The sequence below is a fragment of the Aquimarina sp. ERC-38 genome (assembly GCF_026222555.1).
Taxonomy (GTDB): Bacteria; Bacteroidota; Bacteroidia; order Flavobacteriales; family Flavobacteriaceae; genus Aquimarina.
In genome coordinates this window covers 2,514,502-2,533,711 of the sequence record NZ_CP098511.1, presented here as the reverse complement: position 1 = coordinate 2,533,711, position 19,210 = coordinate 2,514,502, and the positions used below count along the sequence as shown (strand labels likewise).

Genomic DNA, 19,210 nt, shown 5'->3' with positions numbered 1-19,210 from the left:
ATATTATTCTTCTAATCTGATATCCAGACCTAAACCTTTTAATTCATGCATCAATACATTGAATGATTCAGGAAGACCTGGTTCCGGCATTGGTTCACCTTTTACAATACTTTCGTATGTTTTAGCTCTACCAATAACATCATCAGATTTAACCGTCAAAATTTCTCTTAGGGTACTAGATGCTCCGTATGCTTCTAAGGCCCATACTTCCATTTCTCCAAATCGCTGACCCCCAAACTGTGCTTTACCACCTAAAGGCTGTTGTGTTATCAAAGAATACGGACCTATAGAACGTGCGTGCATCTTATCATCTACCATGTGTCCTAATTTCAGCATATAAATAACACCTACGGTCGCTGGCTGATCAAATCGGTCTCCCGTACCACCATCATACAGATACGTATGTCCGAATCTAGGGATTCCAGCTTCATCAGTATATTCATTAATTTGATCTAAAGAAGCTCCATCAAAAATCGGAGTAGCATATTTTCTACCTAATTTCTGACCTGCCCATCCTAGTACAGTTTCGTATATCTGTCCGATATTCATACGAGATGGTACCCCTAATGGATTTAATACGATGTCAACCGGAGTTCCGTCTTCTAAGAAAGGCATATCTTCTTCTCTTACAATCCGGGCAACAATACCTTTATTACCGTGACGACCTGCCATTTTATCACCTACTTTTAGCTTACGCTTTTTAGCGATATATACTTTGGCAAGTTTAATAATACCCGCTGGTAATTCGTCTCCAACAGAAATAGTAAATTTCTCCCTTCTTAAATTACCTTGAAGGTCATTCTCCTTGATTTTATAATTATGAACCAGATCTGCAACCATTTTGTTTAAATCGTCGTCCATAGTCCAGGTACCTTGGGTTAAATGCGTATAGTCATCTACACTATTTAGCATTTTTAAGGTATACTTTTTACCTTTAGGCAAGACTTCTTCGCCCAGGTCATTCATAACCCCCTGCGATGTTTTACCTCCTACAATGGCGAAAAGTTTGTCAACCAATTCTTCTTTTAATTGATCGAACTTGATATCATAAGATCTCTCTAAGATTGCAATATCTTCTTTATCCTGAGATCGTTTACGTTTGTCTTTGACAGCTCGCGCAAACAACTTCTTATCGATTACTACTCCATTTAAAGAAGGGGAAGCTTTTAATGATGCATCTTTAACATCACCCGCTTTATCTCCGAATATAGCACGTAATAGCTTTTCTTCAGGAGTTGGATCACTTTCACCCTTCGGTGTAATCTTACCAATTAAGATATCTCCAGGTTTGATCTCAGCTCCCACTCTGATCATACCGTGTTCATCTAAATCTTTGGTAGCTTCTTCGGATACATTAGGAATGTCATTTGTCAATTCTTCATTTCCTAATTTAGTATCTCGTACTTCCAGCGAGTATTCGTCAATATGAATAGAGGTAAAAATATCTTCCCGAACTACTTTTTCAGAAATTACGATAGCATCCTCAAAATTATACCCTTTCCAAGGCATAAAGGCAACTTTCATATTTCTACCTAATGCTAATTCACCGTTTTCGGTAGCATAACCTTGACATAACACCTGACCTCTTTCTACTCGATCTCCTACTTTTACAATAGGTTTTAAGTTGATAGAAGTTCCTTGATTCGTTTTACGGAATTTAATAAGGTTATAGGTTTTTGAATCTTCGTCAAAACTTACCATTCGTTCTTCTTCAGAACGATCGTATTTGATAACAATCTTCTGAGCGTCTACATACTCCACCTCACCTGCTCCTTCAGCATTTATCAATACTCTGGAATCAGATGCTACTTGTCTTTCAAGACCTGTACCTACAATTGGAGCGTCCACTCTTAATAAAGGAACTGCCTGACGCATCATATTTGACCCCATCAGCGCCCGGTTAGCATCATCATGTTCTAAGAACGGAATTAATGAAGCTGATATAGAGGCAATCTGATTCGGTGCCACATCCGCATAATTTACATTGGCAGGATCAATTACCGGGAAATCGCCTTCCATACGGGCAATAACTTTATCTGAATCGATCGTACCATCTTCTTTTAACGGAATATTTGCCTGTGCAATTAGTTTTTCTTCTTCTTCTTCTGCACTTAAATAAGAGAATTTTTCAAGATCTACTTTTCCATCTTCTACCTTACGATAGGGAGTCTCCAAGAATCCCATAGAATTCACCTTGGCAAAAACAGATAGCGATGATATTAATCCGATATTCGGACCTTCCGGAGTTTCAATCGGACATAATCGTCCATAATGTGTATAATGAACATCACGAACTTCAAAACCTGCTCTTTCTCTGGATAAACCTCCTGGACCTAACGCAGATAATCTACGTTTATGAGTAATTTCAGCTAACGGATTGGTTTGATCCATAAACTGAGACAACTGATTGGTTCCAAAAAAGGAATTAATTACGGATGATAAAGTTTTCGCATTAATTAAATCAATAGGAGTAAAAACTTCATTATCCCTGACATTCATCCGCTCTCTTATGGTTCTAGCCATACGAGCCAGACCTACTCCGAATTGCTGTGATAGCTGCTCCCCTACAGTTCTAACTCTACGGTTAGACAAGTGATCAATATCATCAATCTCAGCTTTTGAGTTAATCAACTCAATTAAATATTTTATAATGGTAATAATATCTTCTTTGGTAAGTACTTGCTTATCCATTTCGATATTAAGACCTAATTTTTTATTCATCCGGTATCGACCAACTTCTCCCAGGTTATAACGCTGGTCAGAGAAGAAAAGCTTGTCAATAATACCCCTTGCCGTTTCTTCATCAGGCGGCTCTGCATTTCGTAATTGACGATAAATATGTTCTACCGCTTCTTTTTCAGAATTGGTAGGATCTTTTTGAAGGGTGTTATGAATAATAGCATAATCCCCTTTTTGGTTATCTTCTTTATGAAGTAAGATTGTTTTGGCTCCTGATTCGATGATTTCTTCCAAATGATCTTTGTCCAGAATCGTATCACGGTCAATAACAATTTCATTCCGTTCTATAGAAACAACTTCTCCCGTATCTTCATCTACAAAATCTTCATGCCAGGTATTTAATACCCTTGCAGCCAGCTTACGCCCTAAAACTTTTTTCAGTCCAGATTTTGAAACCTTTACTTCTTCTGCAAGATCAAAAATCTCTAATATATCTTTATCTCTTTCAAAACCAATCGCACGGAATAAGGTAGTTACCGGTAGCTTTTTCTTCCGGTCAATATAAGCGTACATTACGCTATTAATATCCGTTGCAAATTCAATCCAGGAACCTTTAAAAGGAATTACTCGAGCCGAGTATAATTTTGTACCGTTTGCATGAAAGGACTGTCCGAAAAATACCCCAGGCGATCTGTGTAATTGTGATACTACTACTCGTTCCGCACCGTTGATACAAAAAGTACCGCTCGGTGTCATATAAGGAATGGTTCCTAAATATACATCCTGAACAATAGTTTCAAAATCTTCATGTTCCGGATCAGTACAGAAAAGCTTTAACCTTGCTTTTAAAGGTACACTATAGGTAAGCCCTCTCTCTATACATTCCTGAAGATCATATCTGGGGGGGTCTACAAAGTAATCTAAAAATTCTAATACAAATTGATTACGGGTATCCGTAATTGGAAAATTTTCCATGAAGGTATTGTATAAACCTTCATTTCCTCTTTCTTCGGACTTGGTTTCTAATTGAAAAAAATCTTGAAAAGATTTGATCTGTATATCCAAAAAGTCTGGATAATCAGGCCTGTTCTTTACCGAAGAGAAATTCAATCTTTCAGTTTGCGTTGCTAACATCAATGGACGGAATTAGATTAAAACTATAAAAAATATGGGTGGCGTAATAGTCAAATGGCTATATACGCAAAATGGTTTAGGCCATATCCTACTTTACAGTACGACAGGCCTAAACCTAAATGATCAATATGTGGTTAGCTTACTTAAGCTCAACCTCAGCTCCTGCCTCTTCTAATTGTGATTTTAGAGCTTCTGCTTCATCTTTTGATACTCCTTCTTTGATTGGGCTAGGAGCACCATCAACTAATCCCTTGGCATCTTTAAGACCAAGACCAGTTAATTCTTTTACTAATTTAACAACAGCTAATTTTGCACCACCCGGAGCTTTCAAAATTACATCAAATTCTGATTGCTCTTCGGCAGCAGCTCCATCACCTGCTCCGGCACCACCGCCTGCTACTGCTACAGCAGCTGCAGCTGGCTCAATACCATATTCTTCTTTTAATATATCAGCTAATTCATTCACCTCTTTTACGGTTAAATTAACTAATTGTTCTGCGAAATCTTTTAAATCTGCCATTTTCTATCGTTTTAAATAAAATTTTTAATTGAAATATATTTGTTAAAAAGTGCGTACTACTTTATACTTACCCTTCTTTTTCGGATAAGGTTTTTAAGATACCTGCGATCTTACCACCTCCGGACTTTAATGCAGAGACTACATTCTTAGCTGGTGACTGTAATAATCCAATGATATCTCCAATAACTTCTTCTTTAGATTTAATACTTACTAAAGTATCTAACATCTCATCTCCTACAAAGATGGCTTCTTCAATGAAGGCACCTTTTAGAAGAGGTTTCTCAGCTTTCTTGCGAAATTCTTTAATTACCTTAGCCGGACCGTTTCCTGTTTCGGAAAACATAATGGATGTATTGCCTTTAAGAACTTCAGGTAAGTTGCCAAAATCCTTATCAGAGCTTTCCATTGCCTTTGATAACAAAGTGTTTTTAACTACTGCTAAGGAAACATTTGCTTTGTAACATGCTCTTCTTAAATTAGAAGTTGTTCCCGCATCCAAACCTGATATATCTGCCAGATAAATATTTGAATTATCTGCTAATTGAGCGGTTAAGTCGTCAATTACTTTTGATTTTTCTTCTCTTGTCATAATTGTATCTCTTACTTATCCAACAAAGTTTTTAGCATCTATTTGTAATCCCGGACTCATCGTCGAAGACATAAAAATAGATTTGATATACACACCTTTTGCTGTTTGCGGCTTTAATTTTACTAAAGTTGTAATTAATTCTTTAGCATTTCCTGCTATTTTATCAGCAGAAAAAGAAGATTTACCTATTGCAGCATGTACGATTCCGGTCTTGTCAACTTTAAAATCAATTTTACCTGCTTTTACATCAGATACAGCTTTAGCAACATCCATTGTTACGGTTCCTGTTTTTGGGTTAGGCATTAAACCTCGGGGACCTAGTACTCGCCCTAAAGGACCTAATTTACCCATTACGCTAGGCATGGTTATGATCACATCTACATCGGTCCATCCACCTTTGATCTTATCCAAATACTCATCAAGCCCCACATAATCGGCGCCTGCTTCTTTAGCTTCTGCTTCTTTATCAGGAGTCACTAATGCTAATACTTTAACATCTTTACCAGTTCCATGAGGTAGTGTTACCACTCCACGAACCATCTGATTTGCCTTTCTAGGATCTACATTTAAGCGAACCGCAATATCTACCGAAGCATCAAAATTTACCGAGGTAACTTCTTTTACTAAAGAGGAGGCTTCATCTAAACTATAGGCTTTGTTCTTATCAACTTTTGCCTGAGCTTCTTTTTGTTTTTTTGTCAATTTTGCCATTTTATACAGTTTAGAGGTTTAAAAAGGAGCTTGTCCTTTAACATTAACACCCATTGACCTTGCCGTACCAGCTACCATTTTCATAGCAGATTCAACTGTAAATGCATTTAAATCCTGCATTTTATCTTCAGCTATAGCACGTACCTGATCCCAGGTTACACTGGCAACTTTTTTACGATTGGGTTCTCCCGAACCTTTTTTCTGTTTTGCTGCTTCCAATATTTGAACTGCTGCGGGTGGCGTTTTAATTACAAAGTCAAAAGACTTATCCTTATAAACACTTATTGCTACCGGTAATACTTTACCTGCTTTATCCTGTGTTCTTGCATTAAACTGCTTACAGAACTCCATAATATTTACTCCGGCAGCACCCAGAGCAGGCCCAACAGGTGGAGACGGATTAGCCGCTCCCCCACGAACTTGTAGTTTTACTACTTTACTTAATTCTTTAGCCATTTTTCTAATTTAAACCTGATACGATTCTATGTGAAAGCATAAGAACCCTACCCAATTATTTTATGTAACACTTATACTTTTTCTACTTGCATATAACTTAATTCTAATGGCGTTTTTCTACCGAAAATTTTAACCATAACTTCAAGTTTACGCTTTTCTTCATTAACTTTTTCAACTGTGCCATTGAATCCGTTGAACGGACCATCAATTACTTTAACGGTTTCTCCAACTGTGTATGGAATGGCAACGTTATCTGTTTTAACCGCTAATTCGTCTACCTTACCTAACATCCGGTTAATCTCTGACTTTCTTAAAGGAACCGGATCACCACCTTTTACTTCCCCTAAGAAACCAATCACCCCATTAATGGATTTAATGATATGTGGAACTTCTCCGGATAGGTTTGCTTCAATCATAATATATCCGGGAAAATAAACTCTTTCTTTATTTATTTTCTTTCCGTTTCTTATCTGGATCACTTTCTCTGTCGGTACTAAGATTTGAGATACATGATCTTCAAGCCCCATATGCGCGATTTCTCGTTCGATATAGTCTTTAATCTTATTTTCCTGACCGCTCACGGAACGGACCACATACCATTTTTTCATATTATTTACTTCTGCCATACTCATTATGATTTAACTAAAGTAAAATAATACTCGATTGCGTTACTAAATACCGTATCTACTCCCCATATTGCCAAAGAAAACAAAACCGAAAAAATAATCACTATTAACGTTAGTCGCTGTGCTTCCGGCCACGGAGTCCAGGTGACATGGTTTTTTAATTCATTATATGATTCTGATAGATATTCTGTAAGTCCAGCCATTATTTAAAAATTATACATCTACTAAAGATGCGGATTTTATTATTAAACGGTACTCTGTACCATTTGCATACTATATTACTCTTTATATATCCTAGTTTTACCAAAACCCTAGTTTTTTAATGTAAACTTAATAGATTAGTAAAAACAATCTCCTTTAACTACTACCTTAGTTTATAACCGGATTCTTATCCTAGATTAATAAATTTAAATTAGTTCGAAAAGCTTCCTCTGCCTAAGCCACACCCAAAACCAGCTTCAACTTCGACTATCGTCTCTGTTCGGGACAGACTTCTCGCTAATATAATATTTCAATTAAATAACCTTAAAGTTTAATTCAAAGTTACTGCTCTAATTCGCACGGGTTGAGAGGCTCCCTTCGCTTCGGTTAAACTCAACGCAAGCTTGAACAACTTACGTCTCGCTCAGGACAGGCTTCTCGCCAATACAATATTTCAATTAAATAACCTTAAAGTTTAATTCAAAGTTACTGCTCTAATTCGCACGGGTTGAGAGGCTCGAACTCCCGACACCTGGTTTTGGAGACCAGTGCTCTACCAACTGAGCTAAACCCGTTTGTATATTTATAACATAAGGTAAGGTATTCACAAATTGTGAATACCTTACGCTTACTTATTATTATAATTCTTAGTCCAGAATTTCAGTTACCTGACCTGCACCTACTGTTCTTCCTCCTTCACGTATTGCAAAACGAAGACCTACGTTCATTGCAATAGGTTGAATTAATTCAACTGTAATGGTCAAGTTATCTCCAGGCATTACCATCTCAACTCCATCAGGAAGTGCAATATTTCCTGTTACGTCTGTTGTTCTTACATAGAACTGAGGACGGTAGTTGTTATGAAATGGTGTGTGACGACCACCTTCTTCTTTCTTCAGGATATAAACCTCAGCTTTAAAATTCTTATGAGGTGTTACAGAACCTGGTTTGGTAATTACCATTCCTCTTGAAATCTGAGTTTTTTCAATACCCCTTAAAAGAATACCTGCATTATCACCTGCTTCTCCTCTATCCAATATCTGACGGAACATTTCAATACCAGTGATCGTTGATGTTAACTTTTCAGCTCCCATTCCAATAATTTCTACCGGGTCTCCTGTGTTTGCAATTCCAGTTTCGATACGACCAGTTGCAACTGTACCACGACCTGTGATAGAGAATACATCTTCTATTGGCATTAAGAAATCTTTATCTACATCACGTTTTGGTAATTCGATCCATTCGTCAACATTCTTCATCAACTCTAAAACTGTGTCTACCCACTTTTGTTCACCATTAAGTGCACCTAAAGCTGAACCAGCGATTACCGGACCATTATCACCATCATATTCATAGAAAGAAAGTAAATCTCTTACTTCCATTTCAACTAATTCTAAAAGCTCTTCATCATCAACCATATCTACTTTATTCAAGAATACTACGATTCTTGGAATACCTACCTGGCGTCCTAAAAGGATATGCTCTCTTGTTTGCGGCATCGGACCATCAGTAGCAGCAACAACTAATATTGCTCCATCCATCTGAGCAGCTCCTGTTACCATGTTCTTAACATAATCGGCGTGACCCGGACAATCTACGTGTGCATAGTGACGGTTCTCAGTCTGATACTCTACGTGAGATGTGTTAATAGTGATACCTCTTTCTTTTTCTTCAGGAGCATTATCGATCGTATCGAAATCTCTTGCTTCAGAAAGACCCGCATCAGACAACACCTTGGTAATTGCTGCGGTTAACGTTGTTTTACCGTGATCAACATGTCCAATAGTACCAATATTTAAGTGCGGTTTGGAACGATCAAAAGTTTCCTTTGCCATAATTAGTTTTATTTAATCTTAGTTATATATTAGTGTTTACTTTATATCTATACTTTATGAGCCAATGACGAGATTTGAACTCGTGACCTCTTCCTTACCAAGGAAACGCTCTACCCCTGAGCTACACCGGCTTTTTAAAGTACTAAAACATTCATTTAAAGCCATTTTATTGAAGTAATGCTTTAAACAAATGTGCTTCTTTTTTAAAAACCTAATGCCTAAATAGCATCGAGATTGTAATTTTAATCAGAGCGGGAGACCGGGTTTACCTCAACAAGTTCGGTACAGGCTTCTCACCCCAATTTTTCATTTTTCAATAAAACCTACATATAAATGTAAATTTTAACAATCAATGAACTTTTGAGCGGGAGACCGGGTTTACCTCAACAAGTTCGGCACAGGCTTCTCACCCAAGTTGTTCATTTCTTAATAAAACATATATAAAATATAAATTTCAACAATCAATGAACTTTTGAGCGGGAGACCGGGTTCGAACCGGCGACATTCAGCTTGGAAGGCTGACGCTCTACCAACTGAGCTACTCCCGCATTTATAATTTCTATCTACAGAAATTAAAGGTATTCATTATTTCAAATTCGTGGGGAGAGCAGGATTCGAACCTGCGAAGTCGAAAGACAACAGAGTTACAGTCTGTCCTCGTTGGCCGCTTGAGTATCTCCCCAATTTCAAACAACTTTAAAATAATTACGATACATTTTTTTAAAGCTGTGCAAAAGTACAAAAATATATCTTATTCAATCAAAAATTAAAAATCATTTTCAACTTCAGAAACAAATATCAGAACTGTACCTTTACTTTCAGTTAATAACCGATGGAAGAACTCTCTTTATCTTTTTTGGGATAAGTTTCTCGCCCCTAACTGTACAAATAATATATTACTCATACATCCTTTACGATTATCAAAATCAAGAGCCGATGGAGGGACTCGAACCCACGACCTGCTGATTACAAATCAGCTGCTCTAGCCAGCTGAGCTACATCGGCTTTTATTATGTTTAAGAACAAAAAAGTCCGCTATTTCTAACGGACTGCAAATGTATATAATTTATTTTTTTAACCAAATAAATTTTAAAATATTTTATTTAAACATGTGCATTTAATTTTTCCTTTCTTTTTCGCAATTGTCGCTCTAAAGAAGTAACACATTCATCTACACCTTCTTCAAAGGATTTATTGATCTTCTTTGTAATAAATTCATCTCCCGGAACACTTAGTAAAATCTCTGTTATTTTGTTTTCTCTACCTTTTGTATTCATTACTTTTAAAAATACATCCGCATAAATAATTTTACTAAAATGATTTTCTAACTTATCCAACTTATGTTGTGTAAAAACTACTAACTTTTGATCAACGTTAAAGTTTACAGACTGAAGATTTACTTTCATAAAAAAAGATTTAAAATTAAACACTATTGGAAGGAAGGTGTCAGCGATTATTACGCGGATGTGCATTTTTATGCATTTCCTTCAACTTTACTATACTTTGATGTGTATATATCTGAGTAGATGCCAGACTAGCATGTCCCAGTAATTCTTTTATTGCATTTAAATCCGCTCCGTTGCCCAACAAGTGTGTTGCAAATGAATGTCGCAACATGTGAGGACTCTTTTTTAATTTTGTGGAAGCATAACTAAAGTATGAATTTACAACACGATAAACAAGCATTTCATAAATTTTAACTCCACGTTCAGTTAAAAATAAGAAATCTGTATTGTTACTGTTTTCCAGTAATTTACGCTGATTTAGATACGCTTTAAAGGATTTTTCTATAGTTAATAATAAGGGAATAATTCTTTCTTTATTGCGTTTACCAATTACCTTAAGTTTTAAATTCGCAAGGTCAACATCTTTTAATTTTATATTTACTAATTCTGTACGCCTAATACCAGTAGTATATAATAATTCGATAATTAGCCGATCTCGTTTAGATTTAAATATATTCTCAGAATCTGTTTCTAAACTATCAAGTACTGTTCGAACTTCATCTACAGAAAATGGAATCTGTACTTTTTTAGATGTTTTAAGCGCTTTGTGTTTGTCTAATGGTGATTTGTCAAGATGTTCGATCTGAACCAGGTATCTAAAAAAGGATTTAAGGGAAGTTATCTTTCGATTTACCGAGCGATTACTTATATCTTTAGTAATTAAACTGGTAATCCAGTTTCGAATTTCTACATAATTAACTTTGGATATATCCGAAGTTTGAAACTCTTCTATACAAAATTGTTGGAATGAGGTAATATCAGCTCTGTATGCAGTTATCGTATGCTGCGCATATTTTTTTTCTAAAGTCAGATATTCTAAAAACTTTTCTATTAACATAAAAAACCGTTGAGGTTCAAAAATAAGATTTTTTTGAATCCCAACGGCTATACTTATACGGTGTAAAACGGAGGAAGGAACTATCCTTACCTAGAACCATTTTACGTTTTAAATATCTTCCTGATCTCTTAAGTGCTGTATATACTGCGCTTTTTGAATTTGAGCTCTTCGCTCTACAGAAGGTTTAGTAAATTGTTGTCGTTTACGAAGCTGGCGCATCGTCCCGGTTCTATCAAATTTACGTTTAAAACGCTTTAGCGCTCTATCAATATTTTCTCCGTCTTTTACTGGTATAATTAACATAGATAAACCTCCTTTCTTTAAAAATTAGATTGCAAATATAACATAATACTTTTACTTTTTATTTAAGAAGTGATTAAAAGTAAAATTTTATATAAAAATAAATTAAGTAGCCGGTTTATAGTCCTTTTTATCGATCACCATTTTTGCAATAATCTCTCTTAAAATTTCAGAAGTTCCACCTCCTATAGGCCCTAACCTGCTATCTCTAAACATTCGAGCTAACGGATATTCTTCTGTATACCCGTATCCCCCCAGCATTTGTAAACACTTTGTGATAACTTCATCTGCAATTTTAGTTCCTAACAATTTTGACATACTAGCTTCTTTAACCACATATTCTCCAGCATCCAGCCTTTTTGCAACGGTATAATTAAACTCTTTAATTACTTCCACTTCACTAACTAGTTCAGCAATCGTATGTCGTAAAGCCTGAAATTGATCAATTTTCTTACCAAAGGCTTCTCTTTGCCCCATATAATCTATGGTATAATCCAGTGCATATTGTGCCCTAGCATGTGCATTGACCCCCATGATCAGGCGTTCTGATGCAAAATGTTGCATGATATAAGCAAAACCTTTATTTACTTCACCTAACAAATTTTCCTTTGGCACTTTCACTTGATCAAAAGCTAATTCGGCTGTATCCGAAGCCCTCCAACCTAATTTATCCAGTTTAGTTGCATTAATTCCGGCCGCTTCCCTATCCATTACAAACATACTAATTCCTTTATGTTCTAGTTCAGGATTTGTTTTTGCTGCTACTACCAGATAATCACTATAAACTCCGTTAGTGATAAAAATTTTAGATCCGGAAATTAAGAAATGATCTTCTTTTTCGATTGCTACCGTTCGCATACCTGCAACATCTGAGCCACCAAAGGGTTCTGATATACATAAACATCCAATTTTTTCACCGGCAATACTTGGCTCCAAGTATTTCTCTTTAATATAAGGAGTTCCCTCTACATTTAAGTGCGTCATTGCCAAATAAGCATGTGCCCACATCGCTGCTGCAAAACCGCCTGAATTTATTTTTTGCATTTCTTCTAACCATATAATCATGTAGAAGATATCTAAATCCATACCTCCGTATTGTTCGGGGTAGGTAATTCCGAAATATCCCATTTCGCCGAACTTTTTCCAAATAAAACGTTCAATGGTTCCGGTTTTTTCCCATTTATCAATATGAGGCACTACTTCTTTTTTCAGAAAATCCTGAAGACTTTCTCTAAATAACTGATGTTCTTCAGTGAAATACATAGGTAGAAGGTATAGAGTTTGTTACTTGAAAATAAATTTCTAATAATGGCAATTTTTATTGCATTATTCTTATAAAATCAAGTATTTTCTATTAAAAATTTAATTCACTTCAAATATAACGCTATTCTATCAATTTTTTCAAACGGAAAACCTTCAATTTCTTTTAATTCTTCAATTTTGGAAAAATTTGGGAATTGTAGTATAAAATCGTGAATAGCCAGTGCCATCTCAAAATCGAAATAAGGTACGGAAAGCAGTTCTTTTACCGAAGCTTCTTTAATATTAATGTAGTTAAGGTTATTTTTGTTTTTAACATTATATAAAGAGTTTAGTTTTTTTCTCTGCTTAGTGTAAAGAGAAGGTATATCCTGGAGCTGAATAGCATCACGGAAACCTCCTATTTCTTCTCGATAAGTTATAATTTTTTCTGCAACGAAGTCGGGAATACCAATTTCCTCTTGTAACTGCAGCGCAGTAACTTTATTTAAATCTCCTTTTTTGTGAAAAGGAAGGTTGTGAACTGTTCGATTTTTATTTTTTACTGCAGCATAGTCTGTTTTCCATTCCGGAAATTTAAAATAGGGTTTAATTTTTTGAAGAAGACTATCTGAAACTCCGGTTACCAGCTGAAATTGTTCAGCAGAATTGATCCATTTTTCTTGTTTTCTGTATTGATATACTTTATCTAAAGCTTCTGCGGAAATCCCTAATTGATCTCCCCGATAGTCATTAATAAAGTTAGGATTAAAAGGTTTAAGTATGATTTTTTCTTTTTGTTTCCTTTCCAGTATTCTTTTAAGACTGTCTACCTTAGCCTGGTAAACAATATTTTCAGAAAAAACACTTTTTTGAGAGGTTGTAAATGGATAATTCCAAGTAAATACGATAATTCCTAAGAGTAAAACGGCAAAAAGTAAAATCCCATTTCGAACACGATCGTGAAATTCGAAATGGGATTTTTTTATTTTCATATTATGCTAATTTCCTTTTGAAATTCGAATAGCTTCAAAATACCTGGCTAGCTGCTTTTTAACAACTGGGAATAAAATAAATAATCCTACCATATTAGGAAATACCATAGCAAAAATCATAGCATCTGAAAAATCCCAGATAGATTTCATACTAGCTGCCGCACCGATAATGATAAAAGTTAAAAATAGTAGTTTATAAACCATATCGGCAACTTTTCCCCGACCAAATAAATATTTCCATGACTGTAATCCGTAATAAGACCATGATATCATAGTAGAAACCGCAAATAGCACTACGGCTATAGTTAAAAATACGTTTGAATAAGGGATGTATTCCGCAAAGGCAATAGAGGTTATGCCGGCTCCTTCATAGCCTTCTCCATTAATAAATACCATACCGCTACCATCTCCTCCATATTCAAAAGCACCGCCAAAGTTAAAAATAACAATAACTAATGCAGTCATGGTACAAATAACCACCGTATCAATAAAAGGTTCTAATAATGCTACCAAACCTTCACTTGCTGAAAATTTTGTTCGTACCGCAGAGTGTGCAATAGAAGCAGACCCTGCTCCAGCTTCATTTGAGAATGCTGCTCTTTTAAAACCAACAAGGAGTACCCCAATAATGGTACCTACTCCAATAGCCGTAGGACTAAATGCTTCTTTAAAAATCAATCCTATAGCATCATCTACCAACGAAAAATTGCTAAAAATTATATATAGACAAGCTAATAAATACATAACTGCCATAAAAGGTACTACTTTCTCCGTAACAGAGGCAATTCTTTTAATTCCACCAATAATTATAACACCCACAAGAACCGCCAAAGCCACTCCTATCCAAAATCCAGCACCCGTACTGCTTAACCCAAGTATATCTTTGATAACGATGGTTGCCTGATTAGACTGTGCTGCATTACCCCCTCCGAAAGAACCTCCAATACAGAAGATAGCAAATAAAACTGCTGTAATTTTACCAAGTACCGTAAACCCACGTTCTTTTAACCCTTTACTAAGGTAATACATAGGACCTCCATATACCGTACCGTCTTCTCCAATATCCCTATATTGTAAACCCAATGTACATTCGACAAATTTAGTTGACATACCTAATAATCCGCATATAATCATCCAGAAGGTAGCCCCGGGACCCCCCAAAGCTATAGCCAATGCTACTCCTGCAATGTTACCGTTACCTACGGTACCCGAAACGGCAGTTGCCAAAGCCTGAAAATGTGAAACTTCACCTTCTTCACTTTCATCGCGAATAGTATCCGGAATATCACCATCTACTGCGGCATTAGGATCTCCAACTCCTGGTTTCTCAACATCATCGTATTTTCCTCGCACTACATTAATTGCTGTACCGAAATAGCGTACGTTGGGAAAACCAAAATACACTGTAAAAAACAGGGCACTCAATACCAATACAATTAATACAAAAGGAATTCCGCCAATTTCAAAAAAGATCAAAGCCGAAAAGAAATCTGATATAGGTGCAAAAGCTTGATCAATTTGCTGGTCCAGTCCAATTTCTGCAGGTTCTTCCTGCGCAGATAGTATTGAAGAAAAAATAAATAGAAAAAAAGGTAGCACCCTATTCATATTGCGTGAATTTGTTATTGTTTAATGTATCAAACGAGCAAGATCATAAAAAAAATAGTGTGGAACAAAATTTTATTTGTTAAATGTGGAAGTTTACTTATAAATCAAATTCTTTATTTAAGGAATTGATCTGTTCCGGGCGTCCTAAGACTACAATTTTGGAACCGGGAGTTAAGGATAAGTCAGCTTCGGGGTTTACGGTATATTCACCATCTGCAGATTTATAACCTATGATTGTACATCCGGTACGCGACCTGAGATCTATATCCTTGATTGTTCGGGATTTTTGATCATCAAACATGGCTTCAAAAGTAACTTCTTCAATATTTATCGACCTTTTACCTATTATTGACAGATTATCCAAAAATTCAATCAAATCAGGAACTACAACTAAACTAGCCATATGATCCCCTCCTATTCGATCGGGCATGATTACATTATCGGCTCCAGCTAAACGGATTTTTTTATAGGAAGTATCTTGAGAAGCACGGCTTATAATTTTAAGATCCTTATTTATCTGTCGTGCAGAAAGAACAATAAATAAGTTATCTGCATCTTCCGGCAAGGTACAGATTAAGCAGGAGGCATTTTTGATCTTGGCTGCAAGTAATACTTCATCTTCGGTAGCATTTCCTTCGATAAAATTGAAATCCTCATTTTGATTTTTTTCAATTACCTGTCGGTTATTTTCTATAACTAAAAAGGGTTTTCTGTAAGCTAGTAGTTTATCTGCGGCCTGTCTTCCATTTCGGCCATAGCCTACAATAATAATATGATTTTCAATTTTGTTCATGATTTTTTGTAAACGTTTATTTTGCAAGCGTTCCGGATCACTTTTACTAAAAATATATTCGGTTACTACAGAAATGGCATAGGCAAAAATAATCACACTAAATATAATAAGAACAACGGTAAATAGTTTTGCGGAATCATCTAAAGGTTGCACTTCGCCAAAACCTACGGTCGACATGGTAATAACCGTCATGTAAACGGCATCTATCCAACTATATTGAGAGACATAGCGAAAACCAATAATACCAATTAAACTGACAATTAGCAGTAGTGTAAATGCAGTGGTGATTTTAGAACCAAATATTGCTCTCATCTAAATATCGAAAACGGAAGTTCTTTTAGTATAAATTAGATCTTTTAATTTTAACCAAAAAGCCAAGGTAAGATAAATAGCAAAGCCCAATCCCGCCGTTGCAAAAGTAAGATAGATAAAAAATAGCCGAACATTTTTAGTGCGCATTCCTAACCGATCGGCTAACCGGTTAGAAACATAATATCCGTTTCTTTCTAAAATATGTCTCAGATTGGAAAACATACTGCAAAATAGGTATAAAAATTAGACTTTTTTTCCTTTATTAAGCAAATAATTGCCAAAGGAGCAATGCAAACATTTTTTATTATTACAGTACTCCTTCTTTAATTCAATTACTGCCTGACTATCCAGGGCAGAAGCAATTGAAATGCTATTGTTAGCAAAACCTTTAGTTATATTGTTATGTTCCGGAGGTAATTCTCCGATTATAGTTATTATTTCTTCAACAATATCATTTCCTATGCTTTGAGCATATAAGAACTTAACCGGGATAACGGTATTAATGATAATTAAGTCTACAAAAGCTTTAGAAAGCTTCTTTTTACGGGGTTTTGATTCTTTGTAAAAGGTGTAATGAGTATTCCAAAATTCGCCAGGAGTTACTTCAAATAATTTATACAATTCATCTACATTTTTAGCCTCGATAATTTTAAAGAATAAATCTTTGTGCATGCTATACAATGCAGAGAACTGAGCGATACGAATGGTAGGAAAATTAGGAGGTCGTAATCTAAAAAATTCGACTGGTAAAACTCCATTATTGGACAGCTTATATTTTGACTGGTAATAGGTGTATTGGTTTAGAAGTTCTATTTTATAAGATACGTCTTCTATTTCTGTAGTCTTCCTTAGTAGTTGCGCCTGTCCAAAAAATAGCGCTTCTATATTTTCATTATTGCGATTTACTTTTCGTACAATAGAAAAATCAGTTGCTCTTGCAATACTTTTAAAAGCATTACCATTTACATTTAAACCGAAGTTTTGAAATAATTGTTGGTATAAAACTGCTTCCCAATCACCTTTTAGCGAAGTAACTAATTCTTTAAGATTCTCGGATTTACGGATCAAGCGTTGAATGTACAATTGTTCTTTCCAAAGGGTTTTAGCGATTTGTGGTATTTCTTCTAATTGACCTTCACAATAGATCCACTTGTTTGTAGAAGTTTGTAGTAAGTTTTGATAATTATTAAGGAGTTCAGGAGAAACTTTTTCTTTAAGACTTAAGGTAGGTACCTGAGTACCATCTTTTCGATACAATTCTACATCATCCTGCCAGACTACGTGTAAAATAACATTATCATAAGCTGCATCCGCCTCATGATGATGTACATACCAGTCACTGGAATTGATATGAATTTCTACGGTGCCTGCCCAAAGTTGTTCGTCTATATAAATTTGCGAATTAAAGAAATCAGGACCGGAACGAGTAGTATTGTAATCTCCTACTCTTTTGATTTTAATAGTCTCTTGAGTTGTGGTAGTAAGTGACCGAGTATTAAATTTTTGAAATTTCCAGATATAATGTAAAAAGTCTTCTTTCATAGGCTGTAGGTGGTTTCAAAAATAGTAATTATCCTAAAAAACGATAAGATTTACAATTCTGTACTATTGGAAATGATTTATGTATTATTGGAAATCCATAATTTACTTACTTGTGCTTTCTTTGTGTCAACAAAAAGAGATACTGACTGAATATAACAATATAATTTATAAATCCTAAGCTTAGTTGAGTTTGTGTTAGGTAATAGAAAACCAGATTTATCTGGTTTTTTGTTTTTGTAGTAATATTACTTTAACTAATTGTAGCTTATTATATTAATTACTTCATCGTTATATGTCCTATTGAATATCTTACCTGGTATTTTTAAAAATTATTCTTTAATTTCAGGATACATATTAAACTTGTTAAAAAACGCTTTCCTAAATTTTGAAGAATTTGAATAATTTAATTCATCCATAACGTCGCGTACGGACATTCTGTTTGTAAAAATGAGGTTAAATGCTTTTTCCAGACGTTTACTATTAAAATATTCCAACGGTGTTTTATTATGAATTTCTTTAAAAATGGTAAAAAAATTAGTTCGGCTCATATATGCCATACTTGCAAGTTTATCAACCCCTACAAATGCTTCTTTTAGATTTTTATCTAAAAAATTAGTTACTTTATATATATGATTGACCTGACTACTATCTATTCCAAAAGGGTTTTGACCTGCATCCCATAACAGTACATCCCGCCAAAACGTTTCTAATAACCGGATTCCACGAGAAATGTAATACAATTGATGTTCTACTCGATTTAAATCAGGATCTACAATTTGATCAAATAACTTGGTTTGTTTGTAGTTAAAATATAACTTATTTATGTGTTCGTGTGAATACTTGATATAACTTGCAACCTTTTGAGCAATATCTTTATTTTGATTAAGATAAGCCTCTGTATATGATCTCTTTAGCACAATCATCGTTGATTTTACAGTCGCTCCTTTAGGGATAAAAACCTTCTCTCCCTGTTGTGCGTCGATACAACGCATATTGCCAGGCGTATAGTCATTAATATAATCACTCTTTAAAAATCCGTTATTCGTATCATGGCTTACCGCATATTTTCTAAAATGAAGGATTAAATCTTTTTCCTTAATTGCTTTTCGCTCGTATTCAATATCCGTATTCGCAACATAATTATTGATCAATAAAAAAACTTCGGGAGATATTTTGTAGTAAGAAAGGTATCCGTCTGCAATAGATTCAGGAAAGAAAATCCGATCAGCATTTTCATCAGCGTTTAATTCTGACCGATAGTATTCTCTCAACGCATCAATATCAGCAAAATCAAATGAATATTGAATCATCCCAAACGTATTTATTA

Annotated in this window: 18 protein-coding genes and 5 tRNA genes; all 23 read right to left on the bottom strand. The window is 35.1% G+C overall.

Annotation, left to right across the window (positions count from 1 at the left end; all coding sequences use genetic code 11):
- Positions 1-3: 3 nt before the first annotated feature.
- Complete coding sequence (rpoB, locus tag NBT05_RS10555; RefSeq protein WP_265769828.1) at positions 4-3,813, bottom strand: DNA-directed RNA polymerase subunit beta; 3,810 nt, start codon at positions 3,811-3,813, stop codon at positions 4-6.
- Positions 3,814-3,952: 139 nt separating this feature from the next.
- Entirely contained in the window at positions 3,953-4,333 is a 381-nt protein-coding gene (rplL, locus tag NBT05_RS10550; protein WP_265769827.1) for a 50S ribosomal protein L7/L12, read from the bottom strand.
- Between the two features lie 67 nt (positions 4,334-4,400).
- Positions 4,401-4,922, bottom strand: coding sequence for a 50S ribosomal protein L10 (gene rplJ, locus NBT05_RS10545; RefSeq protein WP_265769826.1), 522 nt, complete (start codon positions 4,920-4,922; stop codon positions 4,401-4,403).
- Between the two features lie 15 nt (positions 4,923-4,937).
- Positions 4,938-5,633 carry a 50S ribosomal protein L1 gene (gene rplA, locus NBT05_RS10540; protein ID WP_265769825.1) on the bottom strand — a complete coding sequence of 232 codons (696 nt, stop codon included), beginning with the start codon at positions 5,631-5,633 and terminating at the stop codon, positions 4,938-4,940.
- Positions 5,634-5,651: 18 nt separating this feature from the next.
- Positions 5,652-6,089 carry a 50S ribosomal protein L11 gene (gene rplK / locus NBT05_RS10535; protein WP_265769824.1) on the bottom strand — a complete coding sequence of 146 codons (438 nt, stop codon included), beginning with the start codon at positions 6,087-6,089 and terminating at the stop codon, positions 5,652-5,654.
- 71 nt (positions 6,090-6,160) lie between these two features.
- A complete protein-coding gene (gene nusG / locus NBT05_RS10530; protein ID WP_265769823.1) occupies positions 6,161-6,715 on the bottom strand; it encodes a transcription termination/antitermination protein NusG in 555 nt (184 codons plus the stop codon).
- Positions 6,716-6,720: 5 nt separating this feature from the next.
- On the bottom strand, positions 6,721-6,918 hold the full coding sequence (gene secE / locus NBT05_RS10525) for a preprotein translocase subunit SecE (protein WP_265769822.1): 198 nt from the start codon (positions 6,916-6,918) through the stop codon (positions 6,721-6,723).
- A 500-nt stretch (positions 6,919-7,418) separates the two neighbouring features.
- Positions 7,419-7,491: transfer RNA gene (locus tag NBT05_RS10520), tRNA-Trp, on the bottom strand.
- Positions 7,492-7,563: 72 nt separating this feature from the next.
- Entirely contained in the window at positions 7,564-8,751 is a 1,188-nt protein-coding gene (gene tuf / locus NBT05_RS10515) for an elongation factor Tu (protein WP_265769821.1), read from the bottom strand.
- Positions 8,752-8,810: 59 nt separating this feature from the next.
- A tRNA-Thr gene (locus NBT05_RS10510) sits at positions 8,811-8,882 on the bottom strand.
- A gap of 344 nt (positions 8,883-9,226) precedes the next feature.
- Positions 9,227-9,299 (bottom strand) — tRNA-Gly (locus tag NBT05_RS10505).
- Between the two features lie 51 nt (positions 9,300-9,350).
- Positions 9,351-9,433: transfer RNA gene (locus tag NBT05_RS10500), tRNA-Tyr, on the bottom strand.
- Positions 9,434-9,682: 249 nt separating this feature from the next.
- Positions 9,683-9,756, bottom strand: a tRNA-Thr gene (locus NBT05_RS10495).
- A gap of 98 nt (positions 9,757-9,854) precedes the next feature.
- The gene (gene hpf / locus NBT05_RS10490; RefSeq protein WP_265769820.1) at positions 9,855-10,157 is read right to left on the bottom strand and encodes a ribosome hibernation-promoting factor, HPF/YfiA family; all 303 of its coding nucleotides are present in this window, start codon (positions 10,155-10,157) and stop codon (positions 9,855-9,857) included.
- A gap of 40 nt (positions 10,158-10,197) precedes the next feature.
- Positions 10,198-11,094 carry a tyrosine-type recombinase/integrase gene (locus NBT05_RS10485; protein ID WP_265769819.1) on the bottom strand — a complete coding sequence of 299 codons (897 nt, stop codon included), beginning with the start codon at positions 11,092-11,094 and terminating at the stop codon, positions 10,198-10,200.
- Positions 11,095-11,202: 108 nt separating this feature from the next.
- A complete protein-coding gene (rpsU, locus tag NBT05_RS10480) occupies positions 11,203-11,397 on the bottom strand; it encodes a 30S ribosomal protein S21 (protein WP_265769818.1) in 195 nt (64 codons plus the stop codon).
- Positions 11,398-11,499: 102 nt separating this feature from the next.
- Positions 11,500-12,657: an acyl-CoA dehydrogenase family protein gene (locus NBT05_RS10475; protein WP_265769817.1), complete on the bottom strand. Its 1,158-nt coding sequence runs from the start codon at positions 12,655-12,657 to the stop codon at positions 11,500-11,502.
- A 104-nt stretch (positions 12,658-12,761) separates the two neighbouring features.
- Positions 12,762-13,628 carry a helix-hairpin-helix domain-containing protein gene (locus NBT05_RS10470; RefSeq protein WP_265769816.1) on the bottom strand — a complete coding sequence of 289 codons (867 nt, stop codon included), beginning with the start codon at positions 13,626-13,628 and terminating at the stop codon, positions 12,762-12,764.
- Positions 13,629-13,634: 6 nt separating this feature from the next.
- Positions 13,635-15,236: an alanine/glycine:cation symporter family protein gene (locus NBT05_RS10465; RefSeq protein WP_265769815.1), complete on the bottom strand. Its 1,602-nt coding sequence runs from the start codon at positions 15,234-15,236 to the stop codon at positions 13,635-13,637.
- Positions 15,237-15,333: 97 nt separating this feature from the next.
- Positions 15,334-16,341, bottom strand: coding sequence for a potassium channel family protein (locus NBT05_RS10460; RefSeq protein ID WP_265769814.1), 1,008 nt, complete (start codon positions 16,339-16,341; stop codon positions 15,334-15,336).
- Complete coding sequence (locus NBT05_RS10455) at positions 16,342-16,563, bottom strand: PspC domain-containing protein (protein ID WP_265769813.1); 222 nt, start codon at positions 16,561-16,563, stop codon at positions 16,342-16,344. It abuts the gene before it with no gap.
- 21 nt (positions 16,564-16,584) lie between these two features.
- Complete coding sequence (locus tag NBT05_RS10450) at positions 16,585-17,883, bottom strand: DUF2851 family protein (protein ID WP_265769812.1); 1,299 nt, start codon at positions 17,881-17,883, stop codon at positions 16,585-16,587.
- Between the two features lie 329 nt (positions 17,884-18,212).
- Complete coding sequence (locus NBT05_RS10445) at positions 18,213-19,193, bottom strand: helix-turn-helix domain-containing protein (RefSeq protein WP_265769811.1); 981 nt, start codon at positions 19,191-19,193, stop codon at positions 18,213-18,215.
- Positions 19,194-19,210 lie beyond the last annotated feature (17 nt).

What these genes read in the sequence shown, in the direction of transcription:
- NBT05_RS10470 (WP_265769816.1), bottom strand. Translation starts at nt 13,628, where the DNA reads ATGAAAATAAAAAAATCCCATTTCGAATTTCACGATCGTGTTCGAAAT.
- NBT05_RS10475 (WP_265769817.1), bottom strand. Translation starts at nt 12,657, where the DNA reads ATGTATTTCACTGAAGAACATCAGTTATTTAGAGAAAGTCTTCAGGAT.
- secE (WP_265769822.1), bottom strand. Translation starts at nt 6,918, where the DNA reads ATGGCTGGACTTACAGAATATCTATCAGAATCATATAATGAATTAAAA.
- NBT05_RS10465 (WP_265769815.1), bottom strand. Translation starts at nt 15,236, where the DNA reads ATGAATAGGGTGCTACCTTTTTTTCTATTTATTTTTTCTTCAATACTA.
- NBT05_RS10445 (WP_265769811.1), bottom strand. Translation starts at nt 19,193, where the DNA reads ATGATTCAATATTCATTTGATTTTGCTGATATTGATGCGTTGAGAGAA.
- rplJ (WP_265769826.1), bottom strand. Translation starts at nt 4,922, where the DNA reads ATGACAAGAGAAGAAAAATCAAAAGTAATTGACGACTTAACCGCTCAA.
- NBT05_RS10460 (WP_265769814.1), bottom strand. Translation starts at nt 16,341, where the DNA reads ATGAGAGCAATATTTGGTTCTAAAATCACCACTGCATTTACACTACTG.
- NBT05_RS10485 (WP_265769819.1), bottom strand. Translation starts at nt 11,094, where the DNA reads ATGTTAATAGAAAAGTTTTTAGAATATCTGACTTTAGAAAAAAAATAT.
- rplK (WP_265769824.1), bottom strand. Translation starts at nt 6,089, where the DNA reads ATGGCTAAAGAATTAAGTAAAGTAGTAAAACTACAAGTTCGTGGGGGA.
- tuf (WP_265769821.1), bottom strand. Translation starts at nt 8,751, where the DNA reads ATGGCAAAGGAAACTTTTGATCGTTCCAAACCGCACTTAAATATTGGT.
- rplA (WP_265769825.1), bottom strand. Translation starts at nt 5,633, where the DNA reads ATGGCAAAATTGACAAAAAAACAAAAAGAAGCTCAGGCAAAAGTTGAT.
- NBT05_RS10450 (WP_265769812.1), bottom strand. Translation starts at nt 17,883, where the DNA reads ATGAAAGAAGACTTTTTACATTATATCTGGAAATTTCAAAAATTTAAT.
- hpf (WP_265769820.1), bottom strand. Translation starts at nt 10,157, where the DNA reads ATGAAAGTAAATCTTCAGTCTGTAAACTTTAACGTTGATCAAAAGTTA.
- rpoB (WP_265769828.1), bottom strand. Translation starts at nt 3,813, where the DNA reads ATGTTAGCAACGCAAACTGAAAGATTGAATTTCTCTTCGGTAAAGAAC.
- nusG (WP_265769823.1), bottom strand. Translation starts at nt 6,715, where the DNA reads ATGGCAGAAGTAAATAATATGAAAAAATGGTATGTGGTCCGTTCCGTG.
- rplL (WP_265769827.1), bottom strand. Translation starts at nt 4,333, where the DNA reads ATGGCAGATTTAAAAGATTTCGCAGAACAATTAGTTAATTTAACCGTA.
- NBT05_RS10455 (WP_265769813.1), bottom strand. Translation starts at nt 16,563, where the DNA reads ATGTTTTCCAATCTGAGACATATTTTAGAAAGAAACGGATATTATGTT.
- rpsU (WP_265769818.1), bottom strand. Translation starts at nt 11,397, where the DNA reads ATGTTAATTATACCAGTAAAAGACGGAGAAAATATTGATAGAGCGCTA.